Origin of the sequence: Nocardia sp. NBC_00508 (assembly GCF_036346875.1) — a bacterium.
Classification (GTDB): domain Bacteria; phylum Actinomycetota; class Actinomycetes; order Mycobacteriales; family Mycobacteriaceae; genus Nocardia.
Map to the genome: position 1 here is coordinate 706,629 of NZ_CP107852.1, position 23,467 is coordinate 730,095.

The following is a 23,467-nucleotide window of genomic DNA, read 5'->3' on the forward strand; positions in this document are numbered from 1 at the left end:
ACTCAGGCCGTGTCCCTTGCCGGCCTGAGCGGAGCCCTCCGTGGTCACGCTTCGCTGCCGCCTCCGGGCCTGACCGCTCATGCCGTGAGCGACACGAGTTCCACGACAGTGATGTCCGACGGTGCGCCCACGCGCACCGGCGGACCCCACGCTCCGGCTCCCCTGGTGACGTACAGCTGGGTGTCGCCGTAGCGCTCCAGCCCGGCGACGGTCGGATTCACCAGGCCCGCAAGGTAATTGCCGGGCCAGATCTGCCCACCGTGGGTATGGCCGGACAATTGCAGATCGACACCGTGCGCGACCGCGTCCTCGATCAGCACCGGCTGGTGCGCCAGCAGGACCGCCGTGCGCGTCCGGTCGCGGTCGCCGAGGGCCGCGCCGAAGTCCGGGCCCTGCCCGGTCCGTACGCCCTGCACGTCGTTGACCCCCGCGAGATCGAATCCGGGTAGCTCGGTGCGGGCATTCGCGAGCAGGTGCATGCCGAGTTCCTGGACGTGGTCGATCCACTGCTCGGCGCCGGAGAAGTATTCGTGATTGCCGGTGACGAAGAACGCGCCGTGCCGGGCGCGCAACCCGGCCATCGGCTCGACGGCCGAGCGCAGGTGCTCGACACTGCCGTCCACCAGGTCACCGACGACCGCGATGAGATCGGGCTGGGTGTCGTTGACGGTCCGGACCACCCGCTCGGCGAAACCGCGCCCCAGGATCGGCCCGAGATGGATGTCGCTGACCACCGTGATGCGGAATCCATCCGCGCCGCGCGGCAATTTCGCCAGCGGCACGGCCACACGCTTGACACTGGGTCCATCGAGGACGCCGTAGGCCCCGAAACCGACGGTGGTCGCGGCGGCGGCCACCGCGGCTCCGCTCACCACCCGCGAGACGAAGACGCGGCGCGGTAGCCGAGTGGCCGCGGTCGGCGCGGGATCAGCCTGCGCTGTCGCGACAACCTTGTCCGGCACGAGATTCGAGGCCGCCGCGGAGTGCGCGTCGACCGCGGCGGCGGCCCGTTCCCGCCCATCAGCCTGGTCCGACCGGGGATTCAGCGCCTGCACAGAGCCCGAACCGGCGACGGCGACGGCCGGTTCCCGCGTAACAGCCTGGTCCGACCGCGGATTCAGCGCGCGCACAGAGCCCGAATCGGCCACCGCGGCGGCCGGTTCCCGCGTAACAGCCTGGTCCGAATCGGGATTCAGGGCGGCTGCGGGTTCCGTCTCGACCATGGCGGTCGGTGCTTCCACCGCTCGGTCGCGCTCGATCCAGCGCAGCAGTAGGCGCCGAATCGGCTCGCCGACCAGCAGCGCCAGCAGCAGGTACACGGATAGCGCGCCCCATAGATAGCCGGGCCAGGCGATGATCCGCACCACCGTGAACGGAGCGGACAACACTTCGGCGACCGTCGCACCGACCAGCAGCAGCGGGCCCGCCACCACGACGGCGGTGCCGACGCGTCGCCCGCGGGAGCCCGCGAGGGTCGTGTCCCGCACCAGGCGCCGCCACAGATACCAGTGCAGCGCGCCGAACACCGCGACGACGCCGAACACCGCGAGGATGATTCCGACGACAACAAGCACGACCACAACGGCACTCTCTGTGAGCTTTTCGGATGCGCGGAACCAACTTACGTCACGGCGTCAATGACGCGCGCCGAGCCGGGTTCCCGCTGCCGGTCATCTCTGCCGGTCGAGCACCCCGCGCACGAACGCGGCTTGCCCGGCGTGCTGGAGATCGTCGGAGATCACGCTGACCAGCCGCACGCCCAGCGTCACCGGCGGGTCCCATCGGGTGTCGACGACGCGGTCGAGGTCGTCGTCCTCGAGTTCACGCACGAAACGCAGCGTCTGCTCGTGCACCGCGTCGTAGTAGCCGGTGAGCAGGTCGGCCGGGGCGCGGATGACGGCCACGTCGGCCGGCCGGTCGCCGTATCCGGTCGCGGTTTTGTCGACGGGCAGGGCGAACCGGTCGTGCCAGCCCTGCGCGGTCCACACCTGCTCGACACCCGCCACGTCGGCGATATGGTCGTCCTGCACCCTGGCCAGATGCCAGACCAGCCACGCGATCGAATTGGCGCCCGGATCGAGCCGGTGGACCAGGTCGTCCTCCCCCAGCCCGTCCACCGCTTCGTGCACAGTCTCTTTGATCCGCTCGTAGGCGTCGGTCAGCACCTCGGCACTCGTAGCCATCGTCCTCGACTCCTCCCTCGATGTCCGGTGCCCTGACGGTACCCATCGCGGCCACCCTGCACGAGGTCGCCGGGCGCAGGGAAGCCGGAATTTCTCGCACGATCGAACCACATTGAACGTGCCGTTATTCAGCGGTACGATATGCGGCGGCGTGATTTTGGTTCGGAGACCCGATCGGTCGCCGACCGGACGACTACCCAACGAAGTGAGGAAGTACCGATGATGCACGACCACAAGACCGGACGCGCACGGCGAACGGTCGCCCGGGTGGCCATGGTCGCCGCGCTCGCACTGACACCCGTCGCCGCGACCGCGGCGCCCGCGCTCGCACAGCAGCCGACCGTCGCGCAGGTGAACCAGGGTGCAGAGATCCACGGCCGCGGCTGGCACCACCACGGCGGATGGGGACGCCACGGCTGGGGCGGCTACGGCGGCTGGGGCGGCTACGGCGGCTACGGCTACTTTGGCAACCCATACGGTTACTGGGGTAGCCCGTTCGGCATCTTCCCCGGGATCTTCGTGCCGCTGCTCGGTACCGGAAGCGCGTTCTGAGCACCAGCGCATCAGCACAGCCGACCAGGTGATTCCGGCTCCGCGTCCGCGCTTCGGCACGCGATCGCCCCGCATCCCGCCGAACCGGCGGCGGAGCCGGAAATCGCCTGTCGCCCAAGGCGATATCGGCCGCGCCGCAGCTTCGAGGCAGCGCCATCGCCCAGTTCGCCATCATTATGGGCGCACGCCAGGAATTTTCGAAGAAATCCTTCACTAAGCAGATCCAATTCCCTGCGGCACAGGATGTTCCAGCAGACGTTCGGCAATCCATCGGAATATTCGGACGAAACCCCCACTGCCCGCGAGTAATTCACGAGAGCGCACCGATGGCACGGCACGGCTATTTTCCGGTGAAATTCGCAGAACGATTGCTTCGGGAAAGCCGTGCGGCCAGAATGGGTAGGGCCGAGAACCGGCACATCGGGGATTCGTCGGCACTCGTGGCCGACACGACTATGTGGGGAAATACGATGAGAGTCAACAGATTCGCCGCCACCGCCCTCCTCGCGGTCGGAGCCACCGGAATAGCGACGGGCGTCGCCCACGCCCAACCCACCGCGGCCGCGGAGGTCGCCGTGCACGGTGCCGAGCAGGGAGTCGGATTCACCTCGGCGCCTGCCCCGGACGGCAGCGCGGTGGTCACCACTGTCGAAGCGGGCAGCTTCGCGTTGACCGCCGATGCCAAAGCTGTCGAACTGCGTGACGGCGCGGGGCAGGTCCTCACGACCGTTCCGCTGGCCTTCCAGTCCTCCGGCGCGACATACGGACTGGCACCGACGATCACCGACGCGGGCCGCACCCTCACGGTGACGCCGGTCGGCGCGCCCCAGGCCACCGAGCGCCTCAACCAGTTCGTCAACGAGCAGGAAACCCTCGCCCGCAAGCAGCACAACGCCGGCGTCGGCGCACTCATCGGCGCTGGGATCGGCGCCGTGATCGGCTTCTTCCTCGGCGGCGTCGGCGCGCTGGTCACCATTCCGATCGGAGCGGGCATCGGTGCGCTGATCGGTTTCGCCACACCGTAATCGGCTGGTTCGGGGTGCGGCAGCCGATCGGGCGGCCGCACACCGGGCACCGGTCGCCGCCGCCGTTTCCATGGGCGCACTCCACGTTTCGCGCGACGCGGACTGGCCCCTAGGATCTCGATTCCGAACTCCCCGCACCGGCCTGTTTGCCGATGACGCTTCCACTCCGAGAACGGCGTCATGCGCTCCACCGTGCGGTCCCGCGACGAACGCGCCGCTCTCCGCCATCTGCGTCGGCAGGCGCACCGAGAATCGGGCGCACTCCGGGATAACGCCGTCCACACGCAACCGCCGAGATCCCGCATTCCCTCGGGTGTGCGGTCGACCTTCACCGAGGCATGGCCGCCAGCGGGCGGATCGGCAGTACCGAGGCGCACAGAGCCGAGCCGACCGATCGCCACATCTCATCTCAGGCACAGCCGATCTCCGCTCCCGCCCATCGACTCCGTGCGGCCCCGCCCAAAACGGGATGCCGACGCGCCCTCTGCGGCATGATGAGAGAGCACGGAGACGATCGGAGCGACGACACAGGATCGCGAGATGGCACAGGGCCGTACCCTCGCGCAGCAACGGGCTGCACTAGAACAAGAGTGGTCCCGATGGGTACCCGCCGGAACACCGCAGGGTGATTCCGCGCTGCGCGGCGAGGTCGCGCAATCCTGGCTGCGATCGCTGCGCACCGTTGATCCCGCGTGTGAGCACGCTCCCCTCGACGAAGCCGACGTCGCCGCCCGCTGGGCGCAGTCCCCGCTGCGCACACCGGTATCCGAGCTGACCGACCTGCTGCGCGGCATCACCGAGGACGCGGGCTACGTCGCCGCGATCACCGACGAGAGCGGCACCATTCTGTGGTCGCACGGCGGTCCGGTCATGCGCCGCCGCGCCGAGCAGGTGAACTTCGCGCCGGGCGGGCGATGGGACGAGGCGCACATGGGGACCAACGCATTGTCGTTGGCGCTGCGCACCGAACGGCCGCACACCGTGTTCTCCGCTGAGCATCTGGTGGCAGCCCTGCACGGATGGGTTTGTTATTGCGCGCCGATCCGCGCCGCGGACGGACATCAGCTCGGCGTGCTCGACCTGTCCACGACCTGGGACCGCGCTCACCCGCTGGCCATGGCCACGGCACGCACCGTGGTCAGTGCCATCGAGACCAAGCTGCACCACCGCATGGCGGCGCCGGGCGTCCGGCTGACCTGCCTCGGCACCGGGCGCCTGATCCGTGACGGCACGCCGGTGCGGCTGCGCCCCAGGCACCTGGAGATCCTGGCGCTGTTGGCGCTCGAGCCGGAGGGCTACACCCACGAGCGCCTGCACTTCGCGGTGTACGGCGATCGGCCGGTCGGCGCGAGCACCCTCAAGTCCGAGATGTCCTACCTGCGGCGCGCGACCGGCGGCGACATCACCAGCCGCGTCTATCAACTGGTGAGCCCGCTGTCCTGCGACGCGGTGGACGTGCTCGTTGCGCTGGAAGCAGGCGATACGGCCACGGCCGTCAAGCTGTATCGCGGGCCGCTGCTGCCCGACTCGGATACTCCGGGAATCGTGCGATGGCGCGAATATCTGGAGGTCGGAGTGCGCACCGCGGTGCTGTCCAGCGGGACCGCCGAGCACGCGCTGCGCTATGGCGAGCGCGCGCCGCACGACATCGAAGTGCACGAACACGCGTTGCGCCTGTTGCCCGCCGATGACGGTCGTCGCGCGCTCGCCGCGGCTCGCTTGCACAGCGCGCTGCGCGGCTGAGTTCCCCTCTTCTGGCGTTCGGCCGCCATGCCGCGCGGCAGTCACCGGGTCAGCTGGACGCCATCGCTCGTGGCCATCGGACCGCGCTGCGCCGCGCCCGTGCGCCTCAATGTTTCCTCAACCCGCACGCGGCATAGTGACCTCCATCACGGCCGGACCGCCGTGCGCTTCACGTCCGCAACCAGCGAGGAGTTACCCGCCATGAGCTACGCAAAGCCGGGAACCGAGGGCAGCGTCGTCGAATTCGCCACGCGCTACGAGAACTTCATCGGCGGCGAATGGACCGCCCCCGTCGAGGGCCGATACTTCGAGAATCCCTCCCCGGTGGACGGACAGACGTTCTGCGAGGTGGCGCGGTCCTCGGCCGCCGATATCGATCTCGCCTTGAACGCCGCGCACTCCGCGGCCGAGGCGTGGGGTGCCACGTCGGCGGCCGAGCGGGCGAACATCCTGAACAAGATCGCCGACCGGATCGAGGACAACCTCGAGGCGCTGGCGGTGGCCGAAACCTGGGAGAACGGCAAGCCGGTGCGCGAAACGCTGGCCGCCGACCTGCCCTTGGCGGTCGATCACTTCCGCTACTTCGCCGGTGCGGTCCGCGCGCAAGAGGGCGGTATCAGCGAGATCGACGCCGACACCATCGCCTACCACTTCCACGAACCGCTCGGCGTGGTGGGGCAGATCATTCCGTGGAACTTCCCGATCCTGATGGCCACCTGGAAGCTCGCGCCGGCACTGGCGGCGGGAAACGCGGTGGTGCTCAAGCCAGCCGAGCAGACCCCGGCTTCGATCCTGAAGGTTGTCGAGCTGATCGCGGATCTGCTGCCGCACGGAGTGCTGAACGTGGTCAACGGCTTCGGGGTGGAGGCGGGCAAACCGCTGGCCGCCAGCCCGCGGGTGGCCAAGGTCGCCTTCACCGGCGAGACCACCACCGGCAGGCTGATCATGCAGTACGCCAGCGAGAACATCATCCCGGTCACGCTCGAGCTGGGTGGCAAGAGCCCCAATATCTTCCTGCCCGACGTCATGGCCGCCGACGACGCCTTCCTGGACAAGGCCGTCGAGGGCTTCGTGATGTTCGCGCTCAATCAGGGCGAGGTCTGCACGTGTCCGTCGCGCGCACTGATCCACTCCTCGATCTACGACGAGTTCATCGCCCGGTGCCTCGAGCGGACCAAGGCGATCACCGGCGGGGATCCGCTGGACGAGACCACCATGATCGGCGCGCAGGCCAGCAACGACCAGTACGAGAAGATCCTGTCCTACATCGACATCGGCCGCCAGGAAGGAGCCGAGGTGCTCACCGGCGGCGGTCCGCGCAAGGTCGAGGGCTACCCCGGCGGCTACTACGTGGAGCCGACGATCTTCGCCGGCCGCAACGACATGCGGATCTTCCAGGAGGAGATCTTCGGGCCCGTCGTGTCGGTGACCACCTTCGACTCCATCGACGAGGCGCTGAAACTCGCCAACGACACCCTCTACGGTCTCGGCGCCGGGGTGTGGACCCGCGACATCAACTCCGCCTACCGGCTCGGCCGCCAGATCAAGGCGGGCCGGGTCTGGACCAACTGCTATCACGCCTATCCCGCGCACGCGGCCTTCGGCGGCTACAAGAAGTCCGGCATCGGACGCGAGAACCACCGCATGATGCTCGACCACTACCAGCAGACGAAGAACCTGCTGGTCAGCTACTCCCCGGACAAGCTCGGATTCTTCTGATGCCCGATCCGGTCCGGCGCGTCGAGCTCACCGAGTCGGCGGAAGCGCTGCTGCACAGGCTGATCGAGCAGCACGGCCCGGTCATGTTCCACCAGTCCGGCGGCTGCTGCGACGGCAGCTCACCGATGTGCTACCCGCGTGGCGAGTTCCGGGTCGGCGCCTCCGACGTGCTGCTCGGGCGCCTCGACCCGGACACCCCGTTCTGGATGAGCGCCGACCAGTTCGAGTACTGGCGCCACACCCACCTCACCGTCGACGTGGTGCCCGGCCGCGGCAGCGGGTTCTCCCTGGAAGCGCCCGAAGGCGTGCGCTTCCTGATCCGCTCGCGGTTGCTCACCGACGAGGAACTGACCCGCCTCGGCACGCGGCCACCACGAACCGGGGCCGATCAGCCGTACTGACCGGGGCACCGACTGTCTGCCGGACAACGGCAGCGCCGGTGCGCCGACCGGGCTGCTCACCGAAACGCCGCCTCGGTGAGCAGCCCGCCTTCTTCCGGTCGCGACCACGAGAAAATTCCATGCGGGAATAACCGAGGAGCGGATACCGTCGTTCGAGATGATTAGGTAAGCGAACGAGAGGGGCCGCGGGTGGCGACCGAGACCATGACGGCGCCCATCGGGCTGCGCTCGGAACGGGGCGCGATTCTCGGTTCGCTGATGCTGGCGACCGGGCTGGTCGCGCTCGATTCGACCGTCATCGCCACAGCGGTACTGACCATCACCGACAATCTCGGCGGCTTCGCGCAGTTTCCCTGGCTGTTCTCGATCTATCTGCTGGCGCAGGCGGTGACGGTGCCGATCTACGGCAAGCTCGCCGACACCGTCGGTCGCAAACCGGTGATCCTGTTCGGCATCGCGATATTCGCGCTGGGTTCGCTGCTGTGTGGAGTGGCGACCAGCATGCTCGCGTTGATCGTTTTCCGCGCGGTGCAGGGGATCGGCGCCGGGGCGATCCAGCCGATGACGATGACCATCGCCGGTGACCTGTATACGTTGTCCGAGCGCGCCAGGGTGCAGGGCTACCTGGCCAGCGTGTGGGCCATGTCGAGCGTGGCGGGTCCGCTGCTCGGCGGCCTGTTCGCCGAATATGCCGGCTGGCGCTGGATCTTCCTGATCAACCTTCCGCTCGCCGCGCTCGCCGGCTGGATGCTGGTGCGCAGCTTCACCGAGAGCGCGCCGCGGCGCAGGCAGCGCGTCGACTACCTCGGCGCGGCCCTGCTCACCCTCGGCGCCGGTGCGCTGATCCTGGGACTGCTCGAGGGCGGTCAGGCGTGGGCGTGGTCCTCCCCCGTCAGCATCGGGATTTTCGGCGGCGGCGCGGTCGTGCTCGTGCTGTTCGGGCTGGTGGAGCGGAGGGCGGAGAATCCGATTCTGCCGCTGTGGGTGTTCACCCGCCGCGTGGTGATCGCGAGCAGCCTGGTGTCGGTGCTGATCGGAGCCATCCTGCTCGGCTTGACCTCCTACGTCCCGACTTTCACCCAGGGCGTGCTCGGCACCGGCGCGCTCGTCGCGGGGCTCACGGTGGGCGCGCTCACCCTGGGCTGGCCGCTGGCCGCCTCCCAGGCCGGAAAGGTATACCTGCGGTTGGGCTTTCGCACGAGCGCCCTGATCGGCAGCGGACTGGCCGCGCTCGGGGCCGCCAGCACGCTCCTGATCACGCAGGACTCGACGCTGTGGCAGGTCGCCGCATCCTGTTTCGTCATCGGCATCGGCATGGGCCTGGTCGCCACGCCTACCCTGATCGCGGCGCAGACCAGTGCCGAATGGTCCGAACGTGGCGTGGTCACCTCGGCCAATATGTTCGCCCGCTCGATCGGCAGTGCGGTGGGTGTCGCGGTGTTCGGGGCGATCGTGAACTCCCGAATCGGACACACCGATCACCCGCTGCCCGGCACGCTCGCCGCGGCGGTGCATCTGGTTTTCGTCACGATCGCGGTGATGGCCGTGGTCATGGTCGTCGCGTCGGCCATGATGCCGAGCCGGGACTCGGCCGGCACCCGACCACCGGGTCGCCGGTGGCCAGGCGAAGCGACTCGGCCTGGTCAGACCGTAAAAATGCGACCGGGTGCCGCGTAGGCGATCGGGCCGTCGTGCGGCCCGCGTCCTCCGGCGTGTGGTGCATCGGCGTGGGCTCGGCGACGGCGCTTGCGTCTGGCGAGCTGCGGCGGGGTCGTGACAGGCTGGTGTCTGCGCCGCCATGGGCTCGGCCTCGACCTCCGGCGGCAGGCCGCATCCAGATGGCACGGCTGCCCGGGGGCGATAGCAGGTTTACAGAAGCTGCGGCACCCAGGACGGCGCATGCTGGGCTTCCTGACCGAACCGGGACTTGGAGGAAACAGTGGCGCTGGCCGTTTGCGCGATCATCGGGGTGTTCTTTCTGGGCATGGGCGGCTACGCGCTCGGTGCGCCCGCCGCGCTGATCCGGCCGTTCGGCATCCAGCTCACCGAACCACCCGCACGCTATGAAGTGCGCGCCGTCTACGGCGGCTTCGGCGTGGCGATGGCGGTCGTGCTCGCCGTGGCCGCGTTGGACCTCGGTTCACTGCGCTCGGGGATCATGGTGGCCGTCGGCGCCGCCCTGGCGGGCATGGCCGTGGGCCGGATCTTGTCTGCCCTGCTCGACGAACGAACGGCTTTCTACCCCAACTGGTTCTACTGCGGTGTGGAGGCGATCGGCGCCACCGCGCTGTTCCTCGCGGCGTAGCGGGGGTTCCGAGATCTAGCGCACCACGGATTCGGTTGTCGCGCCGGGCTTGCCGAGCCTGTTGAGCACCAGGTAGCCGCCCGACACCAGCGCTGCCCACACGCCGCCGACGACGATAGCGGTGCGGCCGCTGTCGGTGAACAGCAGCAGCACGACCACCAATCCGAGGAAGGCCAGCGCCAGCAGCGTGGTGTACGGCGCGGCGGGCAGCCGGTAATCGCTCGCGGGCAGCTCACCGCGGGCGACCTTGGCGCGGTAGAGCAGATGGCATACCAGGATGACGCCCCAAACGAAGATGATGCCGATCGTCGACACCGAGGTGATGTAGGCGAACGCCTTGTCCGGGGAGATGATGTTGACGATCACGCCGAGCACCATCGCCGCTGCCGAGGCGGTGATGCCGAGGTAGGGCACCGCGTTCGCGCTCAGTTTGCTCAACCCGGCGGGCGCCTCTCCGTGCAGTGCCAGGGTGCGCAGCATGCGGCCGGTCGAGTAGATGCCGGAGTTGCACGACGACAGCGCCGCGGTGAGCAACACGAAATTGACGATACCGGCCGCGCCGGGAATGCCGATCTGCTCGAACACCTCCACGAACGGGCTCTTGCCCGCCTGGAACTGGCGCCAGCTGGACACCGCCATGATCACCACGAGCGCACCGACATAGAACAAACCGATCCGGAACGGCAACGTGTTGATCGCTTTACGCAGAGTCTTGCGCGGCTCACGCGCTTCCCCTGCGGTGACGCCGACCAGTTCGACACCGACATAGGCGAACAGCACGATCTGCAGCACCAGCAGCGACTGGCCGATGCCGTTGGGGAACACGCCGCCGTCGGCCCAAAGATTGGTGACGGTCGGGTTCGACGCGTGCCCGAACCCGAACAGCAGCACACCGATGCCGAGCAGGATCATGCCGACGATCGCGGTGACCTTGATGGTGGAGAACCAGAACTCACCCTCGCCGAACAGCCGCACCGAGATCAGGTTGGCGGCGAACATCACCGCGAGCACGACCAGCGCGGTGCTCCACGGTGCGATGTCGAACCAGTACTCGACATACTTGCCCGCCACGGTGATCTCGGCCATGCACGTGGCCACCCACACCGCCCAGTACGACCAGCCGGTCACGAAACCGGCGAAGCGGCCGAGGAACTCGTGCGCGTACTCGGCGAAGCTGCCCGAGGTCGGCCGATAGGTCAGCAGCTCGCCCAGCGCTCGCATGATCACGAAGATGGCCAGGCCCGCGACCAGGTAGGCCAAGATGAGAGCGGGGCCGGCCTGCTCGATCGCACCGCCCGCACCGTAGAACAGGCCGGTGCCGATCGCGCCGCCGATGGCGATCATCTGGATGGTGCGTGGGTTCAGGCCCCGTGCGTAGCCTTCCGAGTCGCCGCTGTCCGCCGGGTCCAGCGGTCGCGCGTCCTGAAGGTGACGGTCGGAAGTTGTCATCGCGTTCCTTCCCTCGCTGGGCGTCGACGCGCCGACGCGGTGGTCGGTGGATGCGTCGAACACGACCTCGAAGCATCGCAAGTTCGGCATGAATCAGCCCGCCACGCTACCGCCCCGCGACGCAACACCGTGACGCCGGGCGGCCGATGGCTACCGGATCGGACCTCTCGCATGCCATCATCGGTTCGATACTGATGAGCATCTGTCATGACTGAAAACGCAATACGGCCGTCGCACCCGCGCCGCTACGCCCTCCGCACCGTCATCGCCCTGATCGCGGTCGTCGCCGTCCTCATCGGCGCGGCGTTCGCGACGACGGCGCTCCTGCGCATCCCGGCGCCGCCGACATTGCTGAACCTCATGGTGGACCCGCCCTCCACCCAGGGCGCGCTGTTCGAGAGCCGGATGGTGGCCGCCTCCGCCACGCCACGTCCGCTACCCGTCGCGGCGCGACCGCTGCCGGACCGGGTCCCGTGGAAAGGCAGGCACGTCTCGGTCGCCGAGTTCCTGGGCACCACACACACCAATTCGTTCCTCGTCCTGCGCGGCGGGGCCCTGACCCACGAGTGGTACCGCGACGGCGTCACGGCGACCACACGCCAGTCCTCGTGGTCGGTGGTGAAATCCATCGTGTCGCTGCTCACCGGCCGCGCCATCGACGCGGGAAAGCTCCGCGAAGACGATCGGCTGGTGGACATACTCCCCCGGCTGGCGACCGGCGGCGCCTACGACCGCGTCACCATCCGCGACCTGCTGGACATGGCCTCCGGCGTCGACGTCGACGAGAACTACAACAAGTACATGCCGCTGACCGGCACCGCCCGCATGTATCTCACCGAAGACCTCGACGGATTCGTCCGCGAGCACCGCGGCCTGCGATTCGACCCCGGAACGGCGGGCCAGTACCGCAGTGTGGACACCCAGCTGCTCGGCATGGCGCTGGCGAAGGTCGAGGGGATGCCGCTGGGCGAGGTGTTGCGGCGCGATATCTGGGGTCCGATCGGCGCACAGGACGACGCGTTGTGGAACCTCGACCGCGCGGGCGGACAGGAGAAGGGGTTCTGCTGCCTGAATGCCACGGCCCGCGATTTCGCCAAGATCGGCCAGCTGGTGCTGGACGGCGGACGTGCGGGCGAAGCGCAGATCGTGCCGCCCGCGTGGATCGAGCGCATCCGCACTCCGGCCCCGCACCAGGTCGGCGATTGGCGTTATGGCGCGCAGTGGTGGCACCCGACCGGCGGGGACGGCGCGGACCTGACCGCCGTCGGGGTCTACGGCCAGTACGTCTACGTCGACCCGCCGAGCGGCACGGTCATCGTCAAGCTCAGCGACCACGGGACCAGCCAGGACGAGCAGGAGACGGTCGAGGTGTTCCGCACGATCGCGCGCGGTTGACGCGGCCTCGAAATACACCGGGCACGCGGGGCGTTGGGACTGGGGATCCGCACTCTGGAGGAGACCCATGATCGACGTCCCGATGTCCGTACTGGATCTCGCGCCGGTGCAGTCCGGCCGCACCGTCGGCGAGGGGCTCGACGCGACCACCGAATTGGCCAGGCGCACCGAGGCTTTGGGCTATCACCGGTTCTGGGTCGCCGAACACCACAACATGCCGGGCATCGCCAGCTCGGCGCCGAGCGTGCTGCTGGCCCATCTGGCGGCCGTCACCGCGACCATTCGGGTGGGTTCCGGCGGGGTGATGCTGCCCAACCACGCTCCGCTGGTGGTCGCCGAGCAATTCGGCACCCTGCACGCGCTGCATCCCGGACGGGTCGACCTGGGTATCGGACGCGCGCCGGGGACCGACCAGGCGACCGCCCGTGCGCTGCGGCGGACCGAGAACGGACTGTCGGCGGAGTCGTTCCCGCAGGAACTCGCCGCGTTGCTGGGCTACTTCCGCGGCGCCGATCCCCAAGGCATCGCCGCCACCCCGGGCCGGGGTGAGGAACCGGAGATCTGGCTGCTCGGCTCCAGCGGCTACAGCGCGCAGGTCGCCGCGATGCTCGGCCTGCCGTTCGCCTTCGCCCACCACATCAGCCCGGACAACACCGAGCCCGCGCTGGCGCTGTACCGCGAGCACTTCCGGCCCTCGGCGCAGCTGGAACGCCCGTACGCGATGGTCGCCCTCTCGGCCATCTGCTCCGACACCGACGAGCGCGCCGAAACCCTCGCCGGACCCCGCGACCTGGCCTTCCTGAGTCTGATCCGCGGCAAGCCGCAGGCACTCGCGACGCCGGAGGAGGCGGCCGCGTTCCGGCCCTCGGAGCACGAACGCGCGTTCATCCAGCAGCGCCGGGCCGGGCAGCTGCAGGGCTCGCCGGAGACGGTGCGCGGTCAGCTCGCCGACCTGCTGCGGCGCACCGATCCCGACGAGCTGATGATCAACACGCTGGTCTACGACATCGACGACCGCGTGCGCTCGTTCGAGCTGCTCAAAGAAAAGGTCGCCGCTCGAGCAACGGCAGACGCCGCCGGGAGCCGGTGAGTCAGTGCAGCCGGAAGCCGTGGTTGGCCAGCGATTCGCGCAGCCGGTGCCTGCCGTTGAGGCTGGTCGCCGAGGCGAGCCTGGCCAGTACGCGCTCGGTCCAGGAATGCGAGAGTTGTTGCTCGGCATAGAATTCCGCGATCCGGCCCTCGTATTCGGCCACATGCGCGCGCTGCGCGTCCAGATCGTAGGTCTCCCGGTGCAGGACAGCCGCCTGCGGCAGGCGGGGCTTCACCCGCGCGTCCTCGGTGGGATCGGGGTGGCCGACCACCAGGCCGAAGACCGCGAACACCTGCGGCGGCAAGGCCAGTTCGGCCGCGACCTGTTCCGGCTTGTTGCGCAGCGCGCCGATGTAGACGGTGCCGAGTCCGAGCGATTCCGCTGCGACGACGGCGTTCTGCGCCGCCAGCGCGGCATCGATGAATCCGACATAGCTGGACTCGAGATAGTCGGCGCCTTCCAGCGGCGCGCCGCGGTCGTCGGCGAGCTGGCGCAGTCGCGCGAAATCGGCCGTCCATACCAGGAGCACCGGCGCCTGCACGATGTGGCCCTGGTCCCCCGCGAGCGCGGCGAGGCGCGCCTTGCGCTGCGGATCGCGCACCGCGATGACGCTCCACACCTGCAGATTCGACGAGGTCGGCGCCGACTGCGCAGCGGAGATCAACAGGCGCAACGTGGCGTCAGGGACCGGGTCGGGCAGATAGCGGCGCACCGAACGATGCTCGTGCAGCACCTGCAAGACGTGGTTCCACTGCGGCGGCTCGACCGGGTCGGAGTCGCGGTAGCGCTGCTGCACGGTATGGGTCGGTGTCGGCACGAACTGCGTCATGCTCATCATCCTCACTCCCGCGCGGACGCGCCGTCAGCGGTTGTACGCGGGCTGAACCGAACACAGGTAGGGTAAGTAAGGCAATCCTAATTATTGACTTATCGGAGGTTCACTTGGCCCGCCCCCGCACCACCCTCACCGTGCAACGCACCGAGTGGCTGACCCCGCATCTCATCCGGGTTCATCTCGGCGGCCCCGGCTTCAGCGCATTCCAGCCCAGCGAGTGCACCGACTCGTATGTGAAGTTCATCTTCCCGCGCGACGGGATCGACGTGTTGCGCACCTACACCGTCCGCTCGGTGGACCCGGTCGCCGGGGAGATCGCAGTGGATTTCGTCTTCCACGGCCCGGAGGGAATCGCGGGACCGTGGGCGGCCGCGGTTGCGCCCGGCGAAACCATCGACCTGTTCGGTCCCGGCGGCGCCTACTCGCCCCGCCCGGACGCCGACTGGCACCTGCTGGCCGGTGACGAGGCGGCCCTGCCCGCCATCGCCGCCGCGCTCGAGGCGATGCCGGGAGACGCGACCGGACTCGTGTTCGTCGAAGTCGCCGGTCCGGACGACGAGCTGCCGCTGAAGAAGCCGGACGGCATCGAGCTGACCTGGCTGCACCGCGGCGCCCGCCCGCCGGGGGACCTGCTCGCCGAGACGGTTCGCCAGGCCCCGTGGGCGCCGGGACAGGTCCAGGTGTTCATCCATGGCGAGGCCAAGGCGGTGATGCACGACCTGCGCCGTTACGTGCGCAAGGAGCGCGGCGTATCCGCCGAGTGGGCGGCATCGATCTCCGGCTACTGGCGCCGCGGGCGCACCGAGGAGGGCTTCCGCGAGTGGAAGGCCGAACTCACCGCGGCCGAGGCGGCACGTTAGTCACCCCATTCGCTGGACGCCAGGATCGCTTCCCAGGTCAGGTACGGGAGTTCGGGGTGGCGCTGGCGCAGGAGCTCACCGGCCAAGCTCGCGGGCGGGGCCTTGCGCGGATTCGCCAAGGCTTGGGCCTCGACCAGGTCGGCGAGCGCGCGGCTACCGCCCAGCCGCGGATACGCGGCGTGCACCAGGTCGGCGAATCCGGGTGGCAGGTCGGTCGGCGCACCCCCGATATCGAGACCGATGCCCTCCACCGCGATCCACGTTTCCGGCGGTCGGCGACGGCGCCATACCGGCGAATCGGTGAATCCCGCGGTGTGCGCGGCGATCGCGTCCCAGATCGTGTCCACCCTGCCATCGGTGACCCCGTTGTCCTCGAGAAAGCGCGCCGCGTAGTCGGCGCCGTCGAGCTCGAATCTCTGATCGCCGCCTGCGATGTCGGACAACCCGACATCGTGCAGCGCGCAGATGAGATACATGGTTTCCTCGTCGTAGTCGACGCCCGGTCGCATGCCCTGCTGCTCGGCGATGGCGCGTCCGAAAAAGAAGCTGCGCACGCTGTGATTGCGCAGCGCCGCCATCAGGTGGGCGGCGATCAGCTCATTCGCCTTGCCCGCCAGTGCAGTCGGCGGGAAGTTCAACGAAAGTGGCTGTGCCATAGCTGGTTTCGCAACCATCGCGTAGGCGCCTGCGGCAACGCCCGCGCCCATAGCGGCACGGCGTGATATCGACATGGTCGACTCCCTGGTGAGTGGTGGTGGATCAGTGCGCGGGCGCGCGAAAGCGCCTGCGGTAGTCGCTCGGCGAGATGCCGAGCAATTCGACGAAAGTGCGGCGCATCGTCTCTTCGGAGCCGAACCCGCTGCGGCGTGCGATCACCGCCATCGGCTCGTCGCCGGATTCGAGCAGTGCCTGCGCGGCCTCGAGCCGGACCTGCTTGACGTAGTGCCCCGGCGTCATGCCGATCTCCCGGCGGAACAGCCTGCTCAGGTGGCGTTCGCTCAGCGCGGCGCGGGCGGCCATCGCCGCCAGGCTGTGGTCTCCGGATAGATCGGCGACCACCGAATCCACCACTTGGCGCAGCCCCTCGGTGCGCGGAGTCGGGATGGTGGTGCGCACGCTGAACTGCGACTGCCCGCCGGGCCGGTGCAGGAACACAACCAGGTGCTTGGCCAGGCTGCGCGCCAATTCGGCGCCGTGCTGCTCCTCGACGAGCGCCAGCGCCATGTCGATACCCGCGGTGACACCCGCGGACGTGATGATCGGCCCGTCTCGCACATAGATGGCGTCGGCGTCGACTTGGACGCGCGGAAACCGCTGAGCCAGTTCGGCACACGCCAGCCAATGCGTGGTGGCGCGCCGACCGTCGAGCAGTCCCGCTTCGGCGAGCACCAACGCCCCGGTACACACCGACGCCACCCGACGAGCCCTGCCGCCGATCGCGCGCACCGCGTCCACCAGGGCATCCGGAACCCGATCCTCCGGCGCGTGTCCCGGCACCAGCAGGGTTTCGATCGGTCCGCCGAAGTCGCCGAGCGCACCGTCGACCCCCAGCGGCACGCCCACGTCGGTACGCACCGGCGCCCCATCCGGCGAGGCGAACCGGACCCGGTGTCCGGCCCAGTGCAACACCTGCACCGGCCCGGCGACGTCCAGCATCAGCACACCGTCCGACACCGCGACCAGGACGTCATCACTTGCCTCCATGAGCCCAGTCTCGAGGCACCGGATCAAGTCCGCAAGGACGCGGTCCCCACAGATCCGGACATGCCGGATGCCATCCAGTCACACCAATAGCGGCGGCGACACGCGGAACATCGCCAGCGTCGGCGGCGCCACCCAGGCCCTGAGGCTTCCGGTGGCACGAAAGAGCCGGTCGCATTCAGCGAATTCGGTTCGGTCCCAGGCCCAGAGCTGTCAATGCGGCAGGCGTGGCACGTTACCGTCGGGATCATCGACCGACTCGACCTCGACCGCGCAATCAGGGTTCCAGTTCTTCTCTACGCTGCTTCCCGAAAGCCTCATCCGCGCGGTTGCGCTGCCCAGCGCTCGAGTGTGGCGGTAGCTGTGGCGCGATCTGCCGGTGTGAGGTCAGCGATGCGGGCGAGGTGGTTGGCATCAGGGGCGAGGTAGACGTGGCCGTCTGCGCCGGGGTGGAAGGGTTCGGCGCGGGCCGGGTCGTTGTCACCATAGATGAAGAGCAGGGGTACTGGCGAAACTCGGGGTGCGCGACCGAACCCAAGCCGTGATCGTGGCCTACGAATCGGGATTCGTCACCGCCCGCTAACGCATCAGTTGGGTCTGCGCGTGCTCAGTTCCTGGGCAGACAGTGCCGCGCCGCCCGAGAGCGTACGGCCCTCGGGCGGCTGGTCGAACTTCCAGGACGACGCGCTACTGCTTCGGTGCGCGCAACGCCTCCTGCACGAACTGCGTGGTGTAGGTTTCGGACAGGTCGATGCGATCGCGCACCGGGCGCACGTTCTTCGAGTACTTGCCGAGGATGTCCAGAACGTTCTGCGCGCCTTCGGGTTTCATCAAGCCGTCGCCGTTGAACATGCCGATCGAGTCGCGGATCGACTGGACGTAGAGGTCCTTGCCCGCGCTGGCGTACTGCGGGGGCATCTTCGCCGCGATCTCCTCCGGAGTGTGTGTCTTGATCCATTGGAGTGTCTGCACGAACGCGGTGGCGAGCTTCTGCACGATCTCCGGGTGGGCGTCGACGGTCGCGCAGCTCATGTACAGCGACGTCGCCGGATACAACCCGCCCAGGGCGGCCCTCGTCCCCGCCTCGGTGCGCATGTCGACCAGGATCCGCGCGTCGCCGGAGTTCACCATCTGCGCCACGGTCGGGTCGGTGGTCATGCCCGCGTCGATGCCGTCGTGGTTCATGCCCGCGATGAACGTCTGTCCGGCACCGACTTTCACCCGGGTATAGTCGGCCGTGGTCATGCCCTCCTGGCCGGTGAGCGCCTGGGTGAGGAAGTCGGTCGAGGATCCGAGGGACGTCACGCCCAGCTTCTTGCCGCGCAGGTCGGCCACCGACGTGATGCCGGTATCGGACTTCGACACCAGTTCGGCCTCGCCCGGCACGTCCGACATCTGCACTACCGAGCGGATGCACTGGTCTTTGGCCTGCAGGTCGATGGTGTGGTCGTAGAACCCGACCACGCCCTGCACGTCGCCGGTGAGCAGCGCGGTTTCCGCGGTGGCGCCGGACTGTTCACCGAGCAGCTTCACGTCGATGTCGTTGCTCTTGAAGAAGCCCAGCTGCTGGGTGAGCATGGCGGGCAGGTAGATCACCTTCTCCAGCCCGCCCACCATGATGGTGATCTGCGGGCGGCCATCGGCCATCGGGATGCTGCGGGAGTCGCGGCATCCGGTGGTCAGCAGCAGTGCCGCGATCGCGACGACGACGAGCGCCCAATGCTTGCGATGTTTCATGATCAGATCCCGTGGTTCGAGTTCGCCTGGGACGGACGCCATTTCAGCAACCGGTTCTCCGCCATGCCGATCCCCCACTCCGCGATCAGCGCGATCACGGTGATGATGATCATGCCCGCGTAGATGCCCGCCGAGTCGAAGGTGCCCTGCGAGTTGCTGATCAGCAGGCCCAAACCCTTACTCGCACCGGCGTATTCGCCGACCACCGCGCCGATCAATGCGAAGCCGAAGGCGGTATGCAGGCTGGACAGAATCCAGGTGGTCGCGCTCGGCAGCACGATCGTCACCAGCACCTGCCTGCGGCTCGCGCCGAGGATGCGGGCGTTGTTGATCACGTTGCCGTCCACCTCGCGCGCGCCGGTGAACGCGTTGAAGAACACCGCGAAGAACACCAGCACCACCACCGTCGCCACCTTCGAGCTCAGCCCGAGGCCGAACCAGATGATGAACAGCGACGCGAGCACGATGCGCGGAACCGCGTTGAGCGCCTTGATGAACGGCGCGAGCACCTCGGCCCAGTACCGGCTGCGCCCGAGCAGCACGCCGAGCACCACACCGGCGACCGTGCCGATCGCGAAGCCGAGCACGGCCTCCTGCACGGTGGTGTAGATCTGCAACCAGATCGAGCCGAACTGGGTGCCCTCGGTGAACCATTCGACCAGCCGGGCCCAGATCAGCGACGGCTTGGAGTAGAAGAACGGGTCGATCCACACCGTCGCGGTGATCTCCCACGCGCCGAGCCACACGGCGACCAGCGCGGCGCGCAGCCCCCAGGTGCGCAGGCGAGCGCGGCGGGCGTTGGTCCGTACCCTGGCCAGGATCTGCTCTTCGGTCTCGTTCTCCACCACCGGCGTTGGGACGGCGTCCTCGACCAGCACGTCATGCGACACGGGAGGCTCCCTTCGCCCGGGCTGCCTCGACCTGGTCGCGCAGCGTTTCCCAGATTTCCTTGTAGATGTCACGGAATTCGGCGGTCAGCCGCACGTCCTCCACGCTGCGCGGCCGCTCCAGCCCCACGGTGAAGTCTCCGCAGACGGTGGCCGGGCTCGCGGTCATGACGACCACCCGGTCGGCGAGCACGATCGCCTCCTCCAGATCGTGGGTGACGAAGATGACCGCCGCATTGGTGCCCGCCCAGACCCGCAGCAGCTCGTCCTGCATGAGCTGGCGGGTCTGCACGTCCAGCGCGCTGAACGGCTCGTCCATCAGCAGGATCTCCGGCTCGTTGACCAGCGTCTGCGCCAGCGCGACGCGCTTGCGCATGCCGCCGGACAGCTGGTGCGGGTAGTAGCGCTCGAACCCGGCCAGGCCGACCGTGCGCACCCACGCCGACGCCTTCTCGCGCGCCTCGGCTTTCGACGCGCCGCGCAGGCGCGGACCGAGCGCGACGTTGTCCAGCACGCTCTTCCACGGCAGCACCGCGTCCTGCTGGAACATGTAGCCGATGCCGTCCGGGATGCCGTGCACGTCCTTGCCGCGCACCAGCGTCCGCCCGGCCGAGGCGGGTTCCAGCCCGGACACCAGCGAGAGCGTGGTGGACTTACCGCACCCGGTCGGGCCGACGACGGCGACGAATTCGCCGGGCCGCACCTCGAGGTTCAAATTCCGCACGGCGGTATGAATGCCACCGCCGGTGCCGGGGAAGCGCTTGGTCGCGCTCCGCAGCTGAATGAGTGATTGCGTCATTGCTTCCTACTCCTGCGAGATCGAGATAGGGCGACCGTACGTGTCCCGCGTCACACCACAGAGCTTGTGCGCACAACCGCCACAAACACGGGATTCGCAGGTTCTGCGCATTCTGCTCATGCGCTGTGGTGGTCGAACGGGCGCAGCCGGACGAAGTCCGTCCATAGACCGCGCCGGGTCGAGCGAAAGCAGAGACAGCCGCAGAAAGAACGCAGCCGGACGAAGTCCGTCCATAGACCGCGCCGGGTCGAGCGAAAGCAGAGACAGCCGCAGAAAGAACGCAGTCGGACGAAGTCCGTCGATACACTGCGCCGGGTCGAGCGAAGGCAGAGACAGCCGCAGAAAGAACGCAGTCGGACGAAGTCCGTCGATAGACCGCGCCGGGTCGAGCGAAGGCGAGACAGCCGCCTATGCTGCGCCTATGGCCACTGAGGGCGCGCGGGCCGTGCGGTTGCGGACCCAGGTTCTGCTGTCGCAGATCGTGGTCGTCGCCTTGACGCTCGGTGTCGCGTTCGCGGTGTTCGGCTACCTCAGCGATCAGCGGCTGCGCGACACCTATGGGCAGCGCGCGCTCGCCATTGCGCGAACCGTCGCCGCCGACCCGGTGGTGCGCGCGGAGGTGGCCCGGTACGCGCCCGGCGCGGTTGCCGACGACCCCGCGGTACGCGAGGAACTCACCTCGGGTCCCCTGGAGCGGCTCGCGGTGGATGCGACGCAGCGCAATGCGGCGTTGTTCGTGGTGATCACCGACGACGCGGGCATCCGGCTCGCGCACCCCGATCCCAGCCGACTCGCCGAACACGTCAGCACCGACCCGTCCGAGGCACTCGCGGGCCGCGAATCGATCACCGAGGAACGGGGCACCCTCGGCGACTCGGTCCGCGCGAAAGTCCCGGTCCTGGCACCCGATTCGGGCAACGTCGTCGGCGCGGTGAGCGTCGGCATCTCCACGGACGCGGTGCACGATCAGCTTCTGGACGATCTGCGCACCGCGGGTGTGCTCGTCGGCGCGGCGCTGCTGGTCGGCATCGTGGGCTCGATTTTGCTCGCCCGGCGGTGGCGCGGCCTGACCCTCGGATTGGAGCCCGACGAGCTCGCCGAACTGGTTCGCGGTCAAGCCGCGGTGCTGCACGGTATCGGGGGCGGCGTGCTCGCCGTCGACGCGTCGTGGCGCACGACCTTCGTCAACGACGAGGCGCGCAGGCTGCTGGGCATCGCACCCGACCTCGGACGTCCGGTGGAGGAGATCGGGCTGACCCCTCGGGTGCTGGAGGCGTTCCGCAACCTGGACGAACAACCCGCTTCCGCGACGGTCGGCTCGCACATCGTCATCATCTCGGCGCGGCGGGTCAGCCGCGACGGGCGCGACCTGGGCGCGGTGCTCACCGTGCGCGACCGCACCGACGTGGAGTCGCTGACCAGGCAGCTGGACGCGGTGCAGTCGATGAGCACGGTGCTGCGCGCCCAGCGCCACGAGTTCTCCAACAAGATGCACCTGATCAGCGGCCTGTTGCACAGCGGACGCGTCGAGGAGGCGTCGCGATCGATCGACGAGCTGATCGGCGCGGGTCCGCTCGGTGCGGCGACCCCGGGAATCGACGCCATCCACGACGCGTACCTCCAGGCGTTCCTGGCCGCCAAGGCGGCGCACGCCAGGGAGAACGGCGTCGAACTGGTGCTCGGACCCAACACCTGGGTGGAGGGCAGCCTCGCCGATCCGGTGGACGTGACCACCGTGCTCGGCAACCTGCTGGACAATGCGATGGAGGCCGTTCGCGATCGTGACCGCCCGGTGCGGCAGGTGGAAGTCGAACTGGTGCAAGAGGATTCGACCTTGCACATCACCGTCGCGGACAGCGGCGACGGAGTGGCCCCGGATCTGGTCGACACACTGTTCACCGAGGGGATCTCGACCCGCGAGGACCACGGCGTCCCCGGCGGGCGCGGAGTGGGCCTGGCCCTGATCCGGCAGATCGCCCGCGCCCACGGCGGCGACGTGCGCCTGTCCAGCCCCGGTGGCGGACAGCCGCCACTCACCGGCGCCGAATTCATCGCCCGCATACCCGGAGTGCTCGTCGAGAGCGAGGTGCCATGGCCGCAACAGCTCTGACCGTCCTGGTCGTCGACGACGATTTCCGGGTCGCCAACCTGCACGCCGGAATCGTCGAGTCCATCGCGGGCTTCACTGTGGCGGGCACCGCCAACACCCTCGCCGCCGCGCGGGAACTCGTCGCGGCGGAACCGGTCGATCTCGCACTGGTGGACGTCTACCTTCCGGATGGCTCCGGCATCGATTTCGTCCGCGAGATCCACTGCGACGCCATGATTCTCACCGCGTCCACGGAGAGCGACGCCGCGCGGGCCGCGATCGCGGCCGGAGCGCTGGCCTACCTGATCAAGCCGTTTCCGCACACCGAACTTGCCGCGCGCCTGGCCGCATACGCCCGCTACCGGCGCATCCTCGCCACCCCACAGATCGACAACACCCGGGTGTCGGCAGCGCTGCATGCGCTGCGTCCCGTCGCCACCACGACCGCGCCGACCGCGGCGGCGGCGTCCCCCACGAAAGACCTTGTTCTGCAATCTATTCGGGATGCGGGTGTCCCGCTGTCCGCCGGCGAGGTGGCCACCGCCATCGGCGTCTCCCGCGCCACCGCGCAACGCTATCTCGCCGCCCTGGTCTCGAGCGGCGCCGTGCATATGCGCCTGCGCTATGGCAGCACCGGACGGCCGGAGCAGGAGTACTCGGCGGCGCCCCAGCGCTGAACGAACGGCGCGACGTCCTC

Annotated in this window: 22 protein-coding genes; 12 read left to right on the forward strand and 10 right to left on the reverse strand. The window is 68.7% G+C overall.

Annotation, left to right across the window (positions count from 1 at the left end; translation table 11 throughout):
* Positions 1–77: 77 nt before the first annotated feature.
* A complete protein-coding gene (locus tag OHA40_RS02970; RefSeq protein ID WP_330231529.1) occupies positions 78–1,580 on the reverse strand; it encodes a metallophosphoesterase in 1,503 nt (500 codons plus the stop codon).
* A 90-nt stretch (positions 1,581–1,670) separates the two neighbouring features.
* The gene (locus tag OHA40_RS02975) at positions 1,671–2,183 is read right to left on the reverse strand and encodes a mycothiol transferase (RefSeq protein WP_330231530.1); all 513 of its coding nucleotides are present in this window, start codon (positions 2,181–2,183) and stop codon (positions 1,671–1,673) included.
* Positions 2,184–2,402: 219 nt separating this feature from the next.
* Between OHA40_RS02975 and OHA40_RS02980 the strand changes: the two genes are divergently transcribed.
* From OHA40_RS02980 to OHA40_RS03010, 7 genes are all read left to right on the forward strand, one after another.
* On the forward strand, positions 2,403–2,735 hold the full coding sequence (locus OHA40_RS02980) for a hypothetical protein (protein ID WP_330231531.1): 333 nt from the start codon (positions 2,403–2,405) through the stop codon (positions 2,733–2,735).
* Between the two features lie 470 nt (positions 2,736–3,205).
* A complete protein-coding gene (locus OHA40_RS02985; RefSeq protein WP_330231532.1) occupies positions 3,206–3,760 on the forward strand; it encodes a hypothetical protein in 555 nt (184 codons plus the stop codon).
* A 540-nt stretch (positions 3,761–4,300) separates the two neighbouring features.
* Positions 4,301–5,503, forward strand: a complete 1,203-nt coding sequence (locus OHA40_RS02990) for a transcriptional regulator (protein ID WP_330231533.1) — start codon at positions 4,301–4,303, stop codon at positions 5,501–5,503.
* A gap of 201 nt (positions 5,504–5,704) precedes the next feature.
* Positions 5,705–7,222, forward strand: coding sequence for an acetaldehyde dehydrogenase ExaC (gene exaC / locus OHA40_RS02995; RefSeq protein ID WP_330231534.1), 1,518 nt, complete (start codon positions 5,705–5,707; stop codon positions 7,220–7,222).
* Complete coding sequence (locus OHA40_RS03000; protein ID WP_330231535.1) at positions 7,222–7,623, forward strand: DUF779 domain-containing protein; 402 nt, start codon at positions 7,222–7,224, stop codon at positions 7,621–7,623. The genes exaC and OHA40_RS03000 overlap by 1 nt, the downstream gene beginning before the upstream one ends.
* A 189-nt stretch (positions 7,624–7,812) precedes the next feature.
* Positions 7,813–9,300: an MDR family MFS transporter gene (locus OHA40_RS03005; protein ID WP_330231536.1), complete on the forward strand. Its 1,488-nt coding sequence runs from the start codon at positions 7,813–7,815 to the stop codon at positions 9,298–9,300.
* A gap of 262 nt (positions 9,301–9,562) precedes the next feature.
* A complete protein-coding gene (locus OHA40_RS03010) occupies positions 9,563–9,928 on the forward strand; it encodes a DUF4345 family protein (RefSeq protein WP_330231537.1) in 366 nt (121 codons plus the stop codon).
* Positions 9,929–9,943: 15 nt separating this feature from the next.
* Here the strand turns inward: OHA40_RS03010 and OHA40_RS03015 are convergent, their stop codons facing one another.
* Positions 9,944–11,377 (reverse strand): amino acid permease, encoded by a 1,434-nt coding sequence (locus tag OHA40_RS03015; protein WP_330231538.1) that lies wholly within the window; start codon positions 11,375–11,377, stop codon positions 9,944–9,946.
* 207 nt (positions 11,378–11,584) lie between these two features.
* Here OHA40_RS03015 and OHA40_RS03020 point away from each other — a divergent pair, with 207 nt between their 5' ends.
* Complete coding sequence (locus OHA40_RS03020) at positions 11,585–12,772, forward strand: serine hydrolase domain-containing protein (RefSeq protein ID WP_330231539.1); 1,188 nt, start codon at positions 11,585–11,587, stop codon at positions 12,770–12,772.
* 67 nt (positions 12,773–12,839) lie between these two features.
* The gene (locus OHA40_RS03025) at positions 12,840–13,862 is read left to right on the forward strand and encodes an LLM class flavin-dependent oxidoreductase (RefSeq protein ID WP_330231540.1); all 1,023 of its coding nucleotides are present in this window, start codon (positions 12,840–12,842) and stop codon (positions 13,860–13,862) included.
* 1 nt (position 13,863) lies between these two features.
* On the opposite strand, the gene OHA40_RS03030 is transcribed toward OHA40_RS03025, so the two are convergent.
* The gene (locus OHA40_RS03030) at positions 13,864–14,691 is read right to left on the reverse strand and encodes an NADPH-dependent oxidoreductase (RefSeq protein ID WP_330231541.1); all 828 of its coding nucleotides are present in this window, start codon (positions 14,689–14,691) and stop codon (positions 13,864–13,866) included.
* 113 nt (positions 14,692–14,804) lie between these two features.
* Here OHA40_RS03030 and OHA40_RS03035 point away from each other — a divergent pair, with 113 nt between their 5' ends.
* On the forward strand, positions 14,805–15,557 hold the full coding sequence (locus tag OHA40_RS03035; RefSeq protein WP_330231542.1) for a siderophore-interacting protein: 753 nt from the start codon (positions 14,805–14,807) through the stop codon (positions 15,555–15,557).
* Here the strand turns inward: OHA40_RS03035 and OHA40_RS03040 are convergent.
* From OHA40_RS03040 to OHA40_RS03060, 6 genes are all read right to left on the reverse strand, one after another.
* On the reverse strand, positions 15,554–16,288 hold the full coding sequence (locus OHA40_RS03040) for an HD domain-containing protein (protein WP_330231543.1): 735 nt from the start codon (positions 16,286–16,288) through the stop codon (positions 15,554–15,556). The genes OHA40_RS03035 and OHA40_RS03040 overlap by 4 nt on opposite strands.
* 28 nt (positions 16,289–16,316) lie before the next feature.
* A complete protein-coding gene (locus OHA40_RS03045; RefSeq protein WP_330231544.1) occupies positions 16,317–17,261 on the reverse strand; it encodes a GlxA family transcriptional regulator in 945 nt (314 codons plus the stop codon).
* Between the two features lie 314 nt (positions 17,262–17,575).
* On the reverse strand, positions 17,576–17,824 hold the full coding sequence (locus OHA40_RS34640) for a hypothetical protein (protein ID WP_442944022.1): 249 nt from the start codon (positions 17,822–17,824) through the stop codon (positions 17,576–17,578).
* A gap of 121 nt (positions 17,825–17,945) precedes the next feature.
* Complete coding sequence (locus OHA40_RS03050; protein WP_330231545.1) at positions 17,946–18,995, reverse strand: ABC transporter substrate-binding protein; 1,050 nt, start codon at positions 18,993–18,995, stop codon at positions 17,946–17,948.
* 2 nt (positions 18,996–18,997) lie between these two features.
* Positions 18,998–19,885, reverse strand: a complete 888-nt coding sequence (locus tag OHA40_RS03055; RefSeq protein WP_330231546.1) for an ABC transporter permease — start codon at positions 19,883–19,885, stop codon at positions 18,998–19,000.
* On the reverse strand, positions 19,875–20,681 hold the full coding sequence (locus OHA40_RS03060; RefSeq protein WP_330231547.1) for an ABC transporter ATP-binding protein: 807 nt from the start codon (positions 20,679–20,681) through the stop codon (positions 19,875–19,877). The genes OHA40_RS03055 and OHA40_RS03060 overlap by 11 nt, the downstream gene beginning before the upstream one ends.
* Before the next feature lie 421 nt (positions 20,682–21,102).
* Between OHA40_RS03060 and OHA40_RS03065 the strand changes: the two genes are divergently transcribed.
* Positions 21,103–22,791, forward strand: a complete 1,689-nt coding sequence (locus OHA40_RS03065) for a sensor histidine kinase (protein ID WP_330231548.1) — start codon at positions 21,103–21,105, stop codon at positions 22,789–22,791.
* A complete protein-coding gene (locus tag OHA40_RS03070; protein WP_330231549.1) occupies positions 22,773–23,447 on the forward strand; it encodes a response regulator transcription factor in 675 nt (224 codons plus the stop codon). Before OHA40_RS03065 ends, OHA40_RS03070 begins: the two co-directional genes overlap by 19 nt.
* Positions 23,448–23,467: the final 20 nt, after the last annotated feature.

What these genes read in the sequence shown, in the direction of transcription:
- OHA40_RS02980 (WP_330231531.1), top strand. Translation starts at nt 2,403, where the DNA reads ATGATGCACGACCACAAGACCGGACGCGCACGGCGAACGGTCGCCCGG.
- exaC (WP_330231534.1), top strand. Translation starts at nt 5,705, where the DNA reads ATGAGCTACGCAAAGCCGGGAACCGAGGGCAGCGTCGTCGAATTCGCC.
- OHA40_RS03020 (WP_330231539.1), top strand. Translation starts at nt 11,585, where the DNA reads ATGACTGAAAACGCAATACGGCCGTCGCACCCGCGCCGCTACGCCCTC.
- OHA40_RS03015 (WP_330231538.1), bottom strand. Translation starts at nt 11,377, where the DNA reads ATGACAACTTCCGACCGTCACCTTCAGGACGCGCGACCGCTGGACCCG.
- OHA40_RS02990 (WP_330231533.1), top strand. Translation starts at nt 4,301, where the DNA reads ATGGCACAGGGCCGTACCCTCGCGCAGCAACGGGCTGCACTAGAACAA.
- OHA40_RS02985 (WP_330231532.1), top strand. Translation starts at nt 3,206, where the DNA reads ATGAGAGTCAACAGATTCGCCGCCACCGCCCTCCTCGCGGTCGGAGCC.
- OHA40_RS03040 (WP_330231543.1), bottom strand. Translation starts at nt 16,288, where the DNA reads ATGTCGATATCACGCCGTGCCGCTATGGGCGCGGGCGTTGCCGCAGGC.
- OHA40_RS03025 (WP_330231540.1), top strand. Translation starts at nt 12,840, where the DNA reads ATGATCGACGTCCCGATGTCCGTACTGGATCTCGCGCCGGTGCAGTCC.
- OHA40_RS03070 (WP_330231549.1), top strand. Translation starts at nt 22,773, where the DNA reads ATGGCCGCAACAGCTCTGACCGTCCTGGTCGTCGACGACGATTTCCGG.
- OHA40_RS03060 (WP_330231547.1), bottom strand. Translation starts at nt 20,681, where the DNA reads ATGACGCAATCACTCATTCAGCTGCGGAGCGCGACCAAGCGCTTCCCC.
- OHA40_RS02975 (WP_330231530.1), bottom strand. Translation starts at nt 2,183, where the DNA reads ATGGCTACGAGTGCCGAGGTGCTGACCGACGCCTACGAGCGGATCAAA.
- OHA40_RS03050 (WP_330231545.1), bottom strand. Translation starts at nt 18,995, where the DNA reads ATGAAACATCGCAAGCATTGGGCGCTCGTCGTCGTCGCGATCGCGGCA.
- OHA40_RS03045 (WP_330231544.1), bottom strand. Translation starts at nt 17,261, where the DNA reads ATGGAGGCAAGTGATGACGTCCTGGTCGCGGTGTCGGACGGTGTGCTG.
- OHA40_RS03030 (WP_330231541.1), bottom strand. Translation starts at nt 14,691, where the DNA reads ATGACGCAGTTCGTGCCGACACCGACCCATACCGTGCAGCAGCGCTAC.
- OHA40_RS03065 (WP_330231548.1), top strand. Translation starts at nt 21,103, where the DNA reads ATGGCCACTGAGGGCGCGCGGGCCGTGCGGTTGCGGACCCAGGTTCTG.
- OHA40_RS03000 (WP_330231535.1), top strand. Translation starts at nt 7,222, where the DNA reads ATGCCCGATCCGGTCCGGCGCGTCGAGCTCACCGAGTCGGCGGAAGCG.